At 34.3% G+C, this 13,814-nt stretch carries 13 protein-coding genes; 10 read left to right on the top strand and 3 right to left on the bottom strand.

Annotated features, from left to right (window positions below; genetic code table 11):
- From RTL21_RS09695 to RTL21_RS09685, 3 genes are all read left to right on the top strand, one after another.
- Positions 1 to 687 (top strand): class I tRNA ligase family protein (locus tag RTL21_RS09695; protein ID WP_312095675.1); only part of this gene is annotated, 687 nt, incomplete at its 5' end.
- Positions 688 to 828: 141 nt separating this feature from the next.
- A complete protein-coding gene (locus RTL21_RS09690; protein ID WP_312095674.1) occupies positions 829 to 1,134 on the top strand; it encodes a rhodanese-like domain-containing protein in 306 nt (101 codons plus the stop codon).
- A gap of 309 nt (positions 1,135 to 1,443) precedes the next feature.
- Complete coding sequence (locus tag RTL21_RS09685) at positions 1,444 to 1,626, top strand: sporulation protein Cse60 (RefSeq protein ID WP_016202853.1); 183 nt, start codon at positions 1,444 to 1,446, stop codon at positions 1,624 to 1,626.
- Between the two features lie 53 nt (positions 1,627 to 1,679).
- Here the strand turns inward: RTL21_RS09685 and RTL21_RS09680 are convergent, their stop codons facing one another.
- Positions 1,680 to 2,948: a BaiN/RdsA family NAD(P)/FAD-dependent oxidoreductase gene (locus RTL21_RS09680; protein WP_312095673.1), complete on the bottom strand. Its 1,269-nt coding sequence runs from the start codon at positions 2,946 to 2,948 to the stop codon at positions 1,680 to 1,682.
- A 261-nt stretch (positions 2,949 to 3,209) separates the two neighbouring features.
- Between RTL21_RS09680 and RTL21_RS09675 the strand changes: the two genes are divergently transcribed.
- Both RTL21_RS09675 and RTL21_RS09670 read left to right on the top strand, forming a co-directional pair.
- Positions 3,210 to 4,835 carry a putative polysaccharide biosynthesis protein gene (locus RTL21_RS09675; RefSeq protein ID WP_312095672.1) on the top strand — a complete coding sequence of 542 codons (1,626 nt, stop codon included), beginning with the start codon at positions 3,210 to 3,212 and terminating at the stop codon, positions 4,833 to 4,835.
- Positions 4,836 to 4,934: 99 nt separating this feature from the next.
- Positions 4,935 to 5,657: a pseudouridine synthase gene (locus RTL21_RS09670; RefSeq protein ID WP_312095671.1), complete on the top strand. Its 723-nt coding sequence runs from the start codon at positions 4,935 to 4,937 to the stop codon at positions 5,655 to 5,657.
- A 209-nt stretch (positions 5,658 to 5,866) separates the two neighbouring features.
- On the opposite strand, the gene RTL21_RS09665 is transcribed toward RTL21_RS09670, so the two are convergent.
- Both RTL21_RS09665 and RTL21_RS09660 read right to left on the bottom strand, forming a co-directional pair.
- On the bottom strand, positions 5,867 to 6,088 hold the full coding sequence (locus RTL21_RS09665) for a DeoR family transcriptional regulator (protein WP_016202849.1): 222 nt from the start codon (positions 6,086 to 6,088) through the stop codon (positions 5,867 to 5,869).
- Positions 6,089 to 6,490: 402 nt separating this feature from the next.
- Complete coding sequence (locus tag RTL21_RS09660; protein ID WP_312095670.1) at positions 6,491 to 6,940, bottom strand: NUDIX hydrolase; 450 nt, start codon at positions 6,938 to 6,940, stop codon at positions 6,491 to 6,493.
- A 180-nt stretch (positions 6,941 to 7,120) separates the two neighbouring features.
- Between RTL21_RS09660 and pepV the strand changes: the two genes are divergently transcribed.
- The 5 genes from pepV (at position 7,121) to pulA (ending at position 13,432) form a co-directional block, all read left to right on the top strand.
- Positions 7,121 to 8,539, top strand: coding sequence for a dipeptidase PepV (pepV, locus tag RTL21_RS09655; protein WP_312095669.1), 1,419 nt, complete (start codon positions 7,121 to 7,123; stop codon positions 8,537 to 8,539).
- A 26-nt stretch (positions 8,540 to 8,565) separates the two neighbouring features.
- Positions 8,566 to 9,423: a D-amino-acid transaminase gene (gene dat / locus RTL21_RS09650; protein WP_312095668.1), complete on the top strand. Its 858-nt coding sequence runs from the start codon at positions 8,566 to 8,568 to the stop codon at positions 9,421 to 9,423.
- Between the two features lie 234 nt (positions 9,424 to 9,657).
- Positions 9,658 to 10,221 (top strand): RNA 2',3'-cyclic phosphodiesterase, encoded by a 564-nt coding sequence (gene thpR, locus RTL21_RS09645; RefSeq protein ID WP_312095667.1) that lies wholly within the window; start codon positions 9,658 to 9,660, stop codon positions 10,219 to 10,221.
- Positions 10,222 to 10,256: 35 nt separating this feature from the next.
- Positions 10,257 to 11,228, top strand: coding sequence for a nuclease-related domain-containing protein (locus tag RTL21_RS09640; protein ID WP_312095666.1), 972 nt, complete (start codon positions 10,257 to 10,259; stop codon positions 11,226 to 11,228).
- A 47-nt stretch (positions 11,229 to 11,275) separates the two neighbouring features.
- Positions 11,276 to 13,432 carry a type I pullulanase gene (gene pulA, locus RTL21_RS09635; RefSeq protein ID WP_312095665.1) on the top strand — a complete coding sequence of 719 codons (2,157 nt, stop codon included), beginning with the start codon at positions 11,276 to 11,278 and terminating at the stop codon, positions 13,430 to 13,432.
- The last annotated feature ends 382 nt before the right edge of the window (positions 13,433 to 13,814 follow it).

Raw genomic sequence — 13,814 nt, 5'->3', positions numbered from 1 at the left:
AAATCTAAAGGAAATGTCGTCAATCCAGATGAAATTGTAGCTAGCCATGGTGCAGATACGCTTCGTTTATATGAAATGTTCATGGGGCCATTAGATGCTGCGATTGCATGGTCAACAAATGGCCTTGACGGTTCAAGAAGATTCCTTGATCGTATTTGGAGATTGTTAGTAGATGATAATGGAGAGCTTTCTTCTAAAGTTCAAAATATAGAGGAAATGAAGAGCCTTGATAAAATTTATCATCAAACAGTTAAAAAAGTAACAGAGGATTTTGAAGCACTTCGCTTCAATACGGCTATTTCGCAAATGATGGTATTTATCAATGAATGCTATAAAGCGGATCGCATTCCAAAGAAATATGTAGAAGGATTTGTGAAATTACTTTCACCGATTTGTCCCCATATGACAGAAGAGCTATGGCAAATCATTACTGGTTCTAATAAATCTATTGCTTATGAAGCATGGCCAGCATATGATGAAGCAAAATTAGTCGATGATGAAGTAGAAATAGTTATCCAGATTAATGGAAAAGTAAAAACAAAACTAATGGTTCCAGCAGATGCAAATAAAGATGCATTGGAGCAAATTGCAATGGAAGACAGTCAAGTAAAAGAACAAATTGACGGGAAGCAAGTGCGTAAAGTAATTGCAGTTCCAGGTAAATTAGTTAATATAGTTGCGAATTAAAGAGAAGAGGCTGGTCTGTTTGACCAGCCTCCTTTTTACATCAATATGGGCAAACGAATTGCATATTCTAGCAAATTACTCTATATTACAATGAGATAATATTATACACACAGTAAAAAAGGTATTAATGGAGGGATTAGAATGGATTTAATAAAAACCATTTCGACGGAAGAATTAGAAGAAAAGCTTAATAAAAATGAAAACCTAGAATTAGTGGATGTACGTGAAGACGAAGAAGTTGCTGAAGGAATAATTCCTGGCGCTAAGCATATTCCGATGAATAGCATCCCTGAAAACCTAGATTATTTCTCAAAAGATAAAGAGTACATCGTTATTTGCCGTTCCGGCAGACGAAGCGAAAACGTATGTTACTACTTACAAGACCAAGGATTTAAAGTAGTAAATATGGAAGGCGGCATGCTAGATTGGCATGGTAAAACAGTTTAAAGAAGTATGAAATGGAAGCACGAGGATGAGGTGATTTACCCTTTCTTATGCTTCTTTTTTTGTAAGTTTAAGCTTTTTAAATGGAAAATCCTGAATTGTTTGGAGCAGAGGGCAATTGTCTGTAGTGGAAATCAATGGGATGAAATGCAAAACAACAGTCTTTCGGAAAGAACCTTACAAATATTAATAGAGGAATTTTCAAATAGAAGACATATATAAAAGTAGAAAAAAACTCAATTAATTGATTGAATAGTAAGAATTTTGTCTATCCTTTAAATATACCTACTAAATAATAGGGAGAGAAAGAATATGATAAAAGTAAAACTATTTGATCAAGAGCACGAGAAAGATCTTGAATTGCAAATGAATAAATTCTTACAGAAAATAGATGAGAAAAAATTGATAGATATAAAATATAATGTGGCAGCTATGCAAGAGGATGAAGAGGAGCAAATCTATTGCTTTTCCTCGATGATCATTTATAGAACATAAAAAGAAAACAAAAGCAGAAGTGACTTAAAACAAGCACATCTGCTTTTGTTTTCTTAAATGCTTTTTGCAACAAGAGCTGCATTCACGCCTGCTAGCCTACCAGTTACAAACGCAGAAGTAATATTATAGCCTCCAGTATATCCGTGAATATCTAATATTTCACCACAGAAGAACAAGCCTTCCATCATTTTCGATTCCATCGTTTTAGGTGCAATCTCCTTAATGGAAACACCGCCGCCTGTGACAAAAGCCTTTTCTAACGGTAATGTTCCATTTATATGAAAGGTAAAGGCTTTACACAAACTCACAAACTGTCTTATTTTATCTTGGGAAACAGTTGCACATGTAGCTGCTGGATCAATATTTGCTAATTCTAATAAAAAGAGTAAATATCGTTCGATCAACAGACCCTTTAACGTATTTTTAATTGCTTTTTTCGGTTCATTTTTAAGTAAAGACATTATATCTTGAAAAAGCTTTTCTTCCTTCGTATCAGGGAAAGAGTCAATGGAAACCTTCACTTCATCTAAATTCCACTTTTTCATCGCTTTTACAACAAATTGACTGCAACGTAACACAGCTGGTCCGCTAATTCCAAAGTGGGTAAAAATCATGTCCATTTGATGCGTAATAATTGGTTTTCCTTTTGGATTAAGAACACTTAATGCCACATCTCTTAATGAGACCCCTTGTAAGGTTTTATTCTGAATGAAAGCTTCCTTGGAGGTAATTGGTACTTCTGTTGGAAAAAGATCAGTAATCGTATGTCCAGCTTTTTTTGCCCATGCATAGCCATCACCGGTAGAACCAGTATGAGGAACAGACTTTCCGCCTACTGCGATAATAAGTGCTTTACAGGTTTTTGTTTCTCCATTTTGTAAAATAACTGTCTTTGTATGATTTACATGGTAATTTACCGTTTTAACAGGAGAATTTGTTTGAATGGTAACTCCTAATCTATTTAATTCACTTAATAGGGCATCAACGACCGATTGCGCCTTGTTAGACACCGGGAACATTCTTCCATGATCCTCTTCCTTTAAGGCGATTCCAAGCTTTTCGAAAAAAGAGATAATATCTTCATTGTTAAATTCGGAAAATCCACTATAAAGAAAACGTCCGTTTCCTGGAATATGCTTAATGATTTCCTCTATTGGCAAACGATTCGTAACGTTGCACCGTCCACCACCCGAAATGGCTAACTTTCGGCCGAGTTTATTTCCTTTATCAATCAGTAATACACTTGCGTTTTGTTCAGCTGCACCTATCGCAGCCATTAATCCTGATGGCCCTCCGCCAATCACGATTACATCATATTGCATATTTCATCCTACTTTCTAATATGAAGTTTCCTTTTTTCTTTCTATCCCAATTGGGTTCTCTTTTTCATAAATAAAGCTACTAGGTATTTACTCCCGGTTTTTTAAAAGTAGCGTTTCTTTTTAAGAAAGGGTAAACTACTAATAGTGTGTAAAAAATTGTTCATATTTACTTTTAATCGTATATATTTTATTGCCTATTTTCGTGGTAAAATACATATTTATGTAACGTTTTAAGAGAGCTTCGTTTAAGGAAGGGATTATATGTCATCAAAATTGCTTAAAGGCACATTTATTTTAACACTTGGGACGATTATATCCAAAGCGTTAGGGTTATTTTATGTAATACCATTTAATATGATTGTTGGAAAACAAGGAACCGTATTATATCAATATTCTTATGTAGCTTATACTATTGTAATCAGTATTGCAACAGCTGGTATACCTCTGGCTGTAAGCAAATTTATCTCGAAATATAATGCAATGGGAGAATATAAGGTAGGGAGAAGGCTGTTTAAGTCAGGCTTAATGATTATGCTAGCCAGTGGAATCCTCTCCTTTATAGCTTTATATGCAGTTGCGCCCTTTCTAGCGGGAATTATTATATCAGACGATGATTTAACTTCAACCGTAGGTCAAGTTACTACTGTTATTCGGGCAGTTAGCTTTGCATTGATTGTCGTTCCATTTATGAGCTTAATCAGAGGGTTTTTTCAGGGGCATGATGCAATGACTCCCTCTGCGGTCTCTCAAGTAATAGAGCAAATTGTTCGAATTGTGTTCTTGCTTGGAGGATCAGCAATTGTTCTATTTGTATTAAAAGGAAAGTTGATTACTGCTGTCAGTATTTCCGTTTTTGCGGCATTTGTTGGAGCAATTGGTGGATTAGCGGTGCTTTTATTGTATTGGAGAAGAAGTAAAGATGAGTACGACAACCTTTTATTATATGATAGAGGCACGCAAACAGATATTCGTTTACGTTCTATGTATAAAGAAATTCTTTTGTCTGCTGCTCCATTTGTTTTTGTAGGAGTTGCTAATCCTTTATTTCAATTAGTTGATACTGTAACCTTTAACCGTGCTATGAGTAGCATTGGACTGACCTCTATTTCTGAGACAGCTTTAAATATATTTAATTACCAAACACATAAAATTATCATTATCCCAGTCTCACTTGCAACAGGCTTTTCAATGGCTTTAATACCAATGATTACAAGAGCTTTTATAAAAGAAGACCGTTCAGATTTAACGACAAATCTAAATCAAACTTTCCAAGTATTATTATTTATTACGTTACCTGCATGTATTGGACTGTCTGTACTGGCTGAACCTGTTTATCGATTATTCTATGGGACAGAAGATCTTATAATGGGCGCAGAAGTATTGAAATTGTATGCACCAGTTGCTATTCTATTTTCCCTATATCCAGTAACAGCTTCCATCTTACAAGGGTTAAATGAGCAACGCTTTACCATTTTAAGTTTATTGGTTGGTATTCTAATTAAACTAAGTTTAAATACGCCCTTTATTGAAAGATGGGAAACAAACGGTGCAATACTTGCCACTACATTAGGATATACTGTATCTATCTTGATTAATTTAGGAGTAATAAAAGCATACGCGCAATATTCATTTAAGGTCGTTATTCGTAGAGGCATTCTCATTATTGGATTTTCGATTATCATGTATATCGTCGCAACGATTGTATATCAATTACTCCAATTATTCTTATCAACAGAATCCGTTATAGCTTCCCTTTTAATGGTAGTGATTGTAGCAGCTTTCGGAATTTTAATATACGTTTATCTAGCATTCCGATCCAAATTAATCTATCGCATATTCGGAAATCAAGCAGTTAGAATAAAACAAAAGCTAAAACTTCCTTTTTAATTTAGTGTAGGTTATGAAATGTACTAGAAACAATCCTATATAAAATAATAAGCAAAGCGCCTTTAAAAACAAGAAATTATAGATAGAGGTTGAGTTTACATGCGAATTGACAAAATGCTCGCTAATTTGGGCTACGGGAGCAGAAAAGAAGTGAAAATGCTCCTGAAAAATAAAGCAGTAAAAGTAAATGATGAGATAATAAAAGATGCAAAATATCAAGTGGATCCAGAAAAGGATGAAGTATCCTTATATGATGAAATAATCGAGTACAAGGAGTTTATCTATTTAATGATGAATAAACCGCCGGGGCTTATTTCAGCAACAGAGGATACGAGGGAAGAAACAGTAATTGATATTCTGCAAATAGAGGACTCTGTATATAATCCATTTCCGGTAGGAAGGTTGGATAAGGATACGGAAGGATTACTGATTCTAACAAATGATGGGAAATTGGCACATCGATTACTGTCACCGAAAAAGCATGTTCCTAAAACCTATTTTGCCGTTATAAAAGGAGAGGTAGGAGAAGCAGATGTGGCGGCATTTAAAAAAGGTGTTGTTCTAGATGATGGATATCTTACAAAGCCAGGACATCTCGTTGTTTTAAAATCTGGAGAAACCTCCGATATCGAGCTGACCATTTCCGAGGGGAAATTTCACCAAGTAAAAAGAATGTTTGAGAGTGTTGGTAAAAAGGTCATTTACCTAAAAAGGATTTCAATGGGACCATTAGAGCTTGACGAAACATTAGAGTTAGGGGAATATCGGGAGTTAACGGAAGAAGAAACAGAACGATTGCAAAATTATCAAGTAAATGATTAATAGATAATTTGTAAATAGCATGAAGCTTTCTTCTTGATTGGTCGCGCCTAGAGATTATATAAATACTTTAAATAGTGGATAGCTGTGTAAAAAAAAGATGCAGCAAAAACCTCACTTTGACTGTCAGGAATAGCGATAGCTTTTTCTGGCAGATCATCGTGAGGTTTGCTTTATTATCCAAATTAAAATCTTGGTTGTTTCATTCTTTTTTAGGATGTCATTTTCACTTTTTTTCTAGTTGTTGTCCATTTTCCACGACTTGGGCTTTGCACCAAGTCATTATAAGCTAACACATTCAAATCTCTTTGAATCGTTCGCGGAGTAATACCAAATTCCTCCACTAGCTCTTGTGTTGTGACAGTTCCACGCTTACTAATAAACATGTAGACGGATTTGATACGGTTTAACATCCGGTTAGTTGAAGGTTTCAATAAACCACTCCCTATCCTTTTTTCAAACCTTTGGCAAATTCCAGCGACCGACAGCTTATTTGAAGAACAGTTTCTTCAAGCGTATGTAATTTTCTTTTCCACAGACAACCCCTTTTCAAATGGCTAAATAGTGACAAATTCAATAGAATGAAATTCTATATAAATATTGTACCCCTATTTACTAATATATTCTACATTATTTGCGTTAATTTACAAAATATTTGCTTTTTTATGTCTGTATTTACCACCTCCTGTAGGGTTTCCTTACATTCATCATATGGGATTTACAATTATGATATGAATAAAAATGCAAAAAGTTTGTAATTAATTTTTATTTCCCGAATTCTTTGTTTGGTAAACATGATTTTTATAAAAAATGATTGTTCCCTTTTAACTCTCCTTTTACATTTTTTTAAAATCCTCAATCATCCTGCGATGGCTGCCGACCATGTTTTTTGGTAGTTCGTCTAATGGGAAAAAGCGAAGACTGAATGCTTCTTCTTGGTCATTCTCGAGCTTTCCTTCATATTTAGATGTATAATAAGCGGTTGTTACTGTGTAAAAAGGGTCTCCATTTGCAGCGATTGCAAAATATTCTTTTCCGGAATAAACGGAAAGCAATTGAAGGGTGCTTACTTGTAGTCCTGTTTCTTCGAATACTTCGCGCTTTGCTGTTTCTTCGGTGCTTTCTCCTAATTCCATTAGTCCACCTGGTAATCCCCACACATTTTTTGGATGTTTTCTTTCTTGTAAGAGAATGTTATGTTCCTTGTCTAAGAGAATTACTACTGCACCAACAAGAATGATAGGCATTTTGCCAACTAGCTTTCTTAAATCTTCTATATATCCCAAATAACTACATTCCTTCCATTTATTAATGAATAATATGATATAGCTTTGTTTTCTATAAAATTTATACTATACTTAATGATAATTTAGTGAAATATGGATTTAAAGGTTTTATTTTTCATATAAAGCGTTTTATGATATGTTTTTCCTATAATATATTTAAATGCTTTCAAGGAGGAAACCATGAGTTCAATTGATTGGTTAAATGAAGTACATAATCGTAAAGATAGCTTACTTGAGGATTTGCAAGGATTATTGCAAATTAAAAGTGTATTAGATGAAGAAAATGCAACAGACGATGCACCTTTTGGGCAAGGAGTTAAAGAGGCGTTAACTTATATGCTTTCCTTGGGAGAAAAAGATGGATTCGTTAGCAAGAATGTGCAAAATGTTGCTGGCCATTTACTTTATGGGGAAGGCGCAGAAAGTGTTGGTATTCTATGTCATGTGGATGTCGTTCCAGAGGGTGATGGATGGACAAGCAATCCTTACAAGGCAGAGATTCGTGATGGGAAAATATATGCAAGAGGGGCATTGGATGATAAAGGTCCTACAATGGCCGCCTATTATGCAATGAAAATTGTGAAAGAATTACATCTCCCTTTAACAAAGGAAATTCGAATGATTATTGGAACAGATGAAGAGAGTGATTGGAGATGTGTGGATACTTATTTTCAAGAAGAAAGTATGCCTACGATTGGATTTGCTCCAGACGCAGATTTTCCCATTATTTATGCAGAAAAAGGGATTTCTGATTTTGACATCGTTCAGAAATTTTCAAAAACAGTAAGTGATACGGGAGAAGTAAAAATTCTTAGCTTTGCATCAGGTAGAAGATATAACATGGTTCCAGATTTCGCGCGAGCCGTATTAGAAGTAAAAGAAGGCGAACAAACTGAGATCATTCAGCGTTATCAGAATTATTTAAAACTAGAGAATGTACCTGGCCGCTATTTAATAGATAATGGCGATTTAGTATTGGAATTAGAGGGAGTATCAGCACATGGATTGGAGCCAAATAATGGGGTAAATGCTGGTTTAAAACTTGCTAACTTTCTCGTTGAGTTAAAATTAGATGAAAAGGCTGCCCATTATTTTCAATTTGTGCGGAACTTTTTTGTGAATGATTCCAGAGGGAAAAAACTCGGTATTGATTATGAAGATGATATTACAGGGGAACTTACCTTAAATGCTGGTATTTTGGAATATCATTTTGACAGAGGCGGAAAAATTGGTCAAACGGTACGTTACCCTGTAACAAATGATATGGACAAAGCAAAAGAAAAGCTAACGAAATTATTAACAGAACACGGTTTTAGCTTAGAGAATTTCTCGGATTCTAAACCACATTATGTGGAAAAGGATTCTGGATTAATTCAAACGTTAAGCAAAGTCTATGAGGAGCAAACAGGAGAGAAAGCGAAACTCTTATCAATTGGTGGCGGAACATATGCCAGATCGCTAGAAAAGGGGGTAGCATTTGGACCTCTATTCCCAGGAAGAGAAGATATCGCTCATAAAAAAGACGAATATATGTATATCGAGGATTTAATAAAAGCAACTGCTATTTATGCACAAGCAATCTATGAATTAGCTAAATAAAGATATTTATTAAAGGAGAAGAGAAAATGAGTACGGTGTTAATGAATGGGGAGTTTATACCAAGAGAAGAAGCAAAAGTAGATATAGAAGACAGAGGGTATCAGTTTGGCGATGGAATTTACGAAGTAATCCGTGTGTACAATGGTAAAATGTTTATGGCAAAAGAACATCTTGAGCGATTATCTGCAAGTAGCGAGAAAATAGGCATAGCTATTTCTTATTCCATTTCAGAATTAACGAATTTATTAGAAGAGTTAATTGCAAAAAATTCATTAAGCACCGGAATCCTTTATATGCAATTCACAAGAGGAATGAGTCCGAGAAACCATGCTTTTCCAACAAATGCCGTTACACCAACTTTTGTGGCATATACAAAAATAATGCAGAGACCATTAGACAATCTAGAAAATGGTGTGTCAGCCATTACAGTGGAGGATATTAGATGGTCCAGATGTGATATTAAAAGTTTGAATTTGCTTGGAAATGTCATGGCAAAACAAAAGGCTGCAGAGGCTGGTTGTTATGAAAGCATTCAATATAGAGAATTATCCGTAACAGAAGGTAGTTCTTCTAATATTTGGATTGTAAATGGGGGAAAAGTACAAACTCATGAAGCGAATCAATTTATATTAAATGGAATTACTAGACAAAAAATTATTCAATTATGTAAAGAAAATGGGATAGAGGTAGAAGAAAAAGCATTTTCTATCGAAGATCTGATCGATGCAGATGAAGTCTTCTTATCCAGTACAACTTCTGAGGTAACGCCAATAACTTCTGTAAATAATGTTCCCGTAAAAGAAGGGGAAGTAGGAGAAATAACAAAGAAATTACAAGGTTTGTTTGAAGATGCAATTTTAGGAGAATGCGAACAAATTAGCTAATTAAGTATTGGGCATAGAAAAAATAAAAAAGGGGTTGTTTCAAGCTGGTTAATAGCTAGATTTGGGACAGCTCCTTTCCTTTTTCAAAGGGAAATAGGGTATAGTTATCATATAGATTTTCTAAAACATAAAACAGATACGGTTAAAATTAATTCGATAGGTTATATAATAGGAATACAGTTAAGATTAAACCAATCACCACTAGGGCAAAAATAAAGTTTAGAGGAAAAGAATATGAATAATAAACCCCATTATTTTATCGGCATTAAGCCAGATATTCATGTTATAAGCAAATTAGAAAATATCAGTAAAGAGTTACAGCAGAAATTTCCTTTTAAAAAATGGGTGCATCCTTTAGATTTTCATATCACTCTGGCGTTTTTAGGGAGTGCTTCAGATGAAAAAAGGAATAAGCTACAGACTCTTTTAGAAGAATCATTTTTAGCTAGTGAAGATTTTCAGTTACATATTGAACATATAGGCGTTTTTGGTCACCATGAGAGTCCAAGAATTTTTTGGGCAGGGGTAAAAGAGGAGAAAAAATTATTTGATCTTCGAAATCAAGTTTTTCATATTTGTAGGGAAGCTGATTTTCAGTTAGAAACTAGGCAGTTTCATCCCCATTTAACCTTAGCGAGAAAATGGGATGCAAATACAGTGTTTTCGGAGCAATTGCTAAACGAATACCTCCTTCCGAAAGATTTGCTATTTAATGTTAACCGTATTCACCTATTTCAGACCCATATGGAGAAGATACCTAAATATGAAATAATAAATAGTTATCATTTTAATGTTTGAGACAATAGAAACATTGTAATTTAGGGGGAAAAAGCTTGGCGCAGTTAATAAAATTGCAAGATTATGTTTCGCGGTATGAGCAAAACATTGTCCTGTATCCATCACGCTTTGTTCGTTTAAAGAAGCAAAAGTGGCAAGGATTAAAAAAAGCATTTGAAACAAAGGACAAAAATCTTTTTTATCCAGTGAATCCAATAGATGAGGACTGGATAATGGAAAAACCGTCTTTTCTTGACCGAGTTAAGAAAACGATATGGCATAGAAGACAATTAGAAGAAGTGGAATTAGAAAATGTAAGCGAAAAGAAAATAATTTTGGATGAAGATGAATTGAACTTCGATTATGATGCCAAAAAATACAGTCATCCGAAAAACTTAGAAGAGTTAAAACAACAATACCTTAATCAATTATTCGAATTTCAGTTGAAATGGGCCAGTTCTACGCTTACGGAAATGTCAAAAGTGAAAAAAACACTTTATTATGATGATTTATTAAAATATTACCTACAAAGATTTCCAGATACTTTCTTAGTTCTTTACCAACCGTTGTTTCAACTGAAAAATGCACCTGTTGAATTGGATACCATTATTATTACGCCTACAGATGTTTGGTGTATTCATATGTTAGAAGCAGAGAACTCAGCAGTATTTGTTGGCTCGAATGATAAATTTTGGCTTAAAAAAAAGGGAGATAAGGAGAAAAAGATACTTAGCCCAGTCATATCTATAAATAGAACAGAAAAAATTGTAAAGAGTATTTTAGAAAAATACGATATTACCATACCTGTTCAAAAAGTAATTCTTACGCGAAATGGATATGTTGATTTTCCAGCAGCGCCATATGATTTGAAAATTATCGAAAAAAGGAACTATGAAGAGTGGTTTCAAAAGATGCGCAGTCATCATTCACCAATTAAGGCTATTCAATTAAAAGCAGCAGAAAGCTTATTGCATTATGGTTTGACGAACTCGAAAAGAAGGTATGAATGGGATACAGAGGAATCATAAGCAAGAGTGGGGAAGATTAGAATAGATACATTTTTTCATATAAGGGAGTGAGGGATTTGATCTCGATAAGAAGAAGTTTCTTTGCATATTTAGATGAAATGTCATTAATAACTGTTCTACTTCCCTATTCATATTTTCAAGGGGAGTCTACTGCATTTATATTAAAGGGAGATAAGCATCCTATTAATCTTGTGATTGAGTCGAAAGAGAAAATGCAGCATTTCGTGAAATATAAATGTCGCTTAAATGAAAGGATCCAACTCGGCCAAAAATATGAGGTGGAAGATGGAAATAAGGGAGTGACAGATTTACAAATAGGTGCAGTCATCAGAACCCCTTTATTTGATGAGGAATTTTATTATGATGGCCCATTAGGCGTAATGTATTCATCCGATAAGAGTATATTTTATCTTTGGGCACCAACTGCGCAACAAGTGAAATTAGTCCTTCAATCCCCGGATCCATCTATCGAGGAGCGACGAATTGTAGAAATGGAAAGACAGGAAAAAGGAGTTTGGAAAACAACTTATTCAGAAGATATCGAAGGATATTTCTACAGCTATTTAGTGCTTATTAACTTAGAATGGAAAGAGGCAATTGATCCATACGCTGTTGCAGTTTCCGTAAATGGTGAAACAGGGGTTGTTGTTGATTTAAATAAAACGAAAAGGCATAAGCCGGTATTACCAGCGCTAGAGCATGCTGTTGATAGTGTGATATATGAAGTCCATATTAGGGATTTAACGATCCATCCTGAAAGTGGGATTCAGCAAAAGGGTAAGTATTTAGGCGTAACTGAATTAAATACAAAAACGCAAAAAAACGAACCATCTGGTCTTTCTTATATTAAAGATCTAGGTGTTACACATATAGAGTTTCTTCCTGTTCATGACTTTGAGGAAATTGATGAGTTAGAGGTGCTAAAAAAATATAATTGGGGATATAATCCTTCCCATTATAATGTGCCAGAGGGCAGTTATTCAACAGATCCAATTGATCCTTATGTAAGAATTAATGAATTAAAAGAGATGATTCAAGCTGTTCAGGAACAAGGAATCCGTGTCATTTTAGATGTTGTATATAACCATGTTTATAAAAAAGAGGATTCTTCTTTTGAGAAAATTGTTCCAGGCTATTTCTTCCGCTATGACAAATATGGGATGCCATCAAATGGAACAGGAGTTGGAAATGATATAGCATCTGAAAGATCGATGGTTAGGCGCTTCATTGTTGATTCTGTTCGTTTTTGGATAGAAGAATATCAAATTGATGGATTGCGCTTTGATCTAATGGGCATTCTTGATTGTCAAACAATGAAGGAAGTTCGTGCAGTATGTGACCATTTTGATGAGAGTATCTTGATTATTGGGGAAGGCTGGGATCTTGCAACTCCTTTAAATCATGAAGAAAAGGCGATTATTGCCAATCAACAGTTACTGCCACGGATTGGACAATTTAATGATCAATTTAGAGATAAATTAAAAGGCAGTACCTTTCAGTTATTTGATCGGGGCTATGCGCTTGGGAATAAGCAATATAAAGATGACATCCCTGAATTATTAGCAGGGAGTATTGGTGTCTATAAAGAAAAGGGAATATTTCTTGAACCTGGTCAATCTGTGAATTATGTGGAATCACATGATAATAATACGCTATGGGATAAGATTGAAATATGTTTTTCAAATGAATCAGAAGAGCGGAAGAAAAGTAAACATCGACTTGCGACAGCTCTCGTTCTTCTTAGCCAAGGAATTCCATTCTTACATTCAGGACAGGAATTTTTTCGAACCAAGTATGGTGTGGAAAATAGTTATCAATCTCCAGACGAAATTAATCAATTAGACTGGAATCGAAAGGACCTTTTTATTAGCAATGTTCAATATATAAAAGGACTAATTTCACTTAGAAGAAGGAACAAGGCTTTTCGTTTACAATCGGTAGAAGAAATCAAAAAGCACCTCACAATTAATCAGCAATCGAATGATGTAATTCAGTATATTTTACATGATCTAAAAGATTTTGGAGAATGGGATACAGTGATAGTATTTATCAATGTGAATGATTCGGAAGAAGAAGGCTATTGTATGGAAGATAACTGGAGTATATTAGTGGAAGACGAAACGGTTTATCATAATGACTATCCTTCCATTAAAGGAAATCGGCTAACCATTAAGCCAGTAAGTATAACAATAGTTGCCAAATAGCATGCATCTAAATAGTATTGAAAAGTTTTCTTGAATATTATAATTTTAGTAAGGAACAGCCCTAATGATGGAATCTGAAAAAAATTTAACAGGAAATCATTATTTTAACTAGAGATTCACTTGACTAAAAAAAGAAATAAGAGATAATATTTAAATGAGAAACTTTCTATAAAGAATATGAATTTAGGTGAAATTTAATATAAAATGGTTGGAAATCTTGGATACATAGTATAATTGTATGGATACTATGTCCTTTTCTTTTTTATATCATTAAATTTTAGGCACATACGTGCTAGTTGAAGAATGATTGCTGTACGATGAGTATAAGTTTACTATAATGGATGAATAGCTGATAACCATTTTTGTTTGTTCTTCCTACAAC

This window comes from Niallia sp. (assembly GCF_031978665.1).
Lineage (GTDB): Bacteria > Bacillota > Bacilli > Bacillales > Cytobacillaceae > Niallia.
This window is presented reverse-complemented; position numbering and strand designations above follow the sequence as displayed.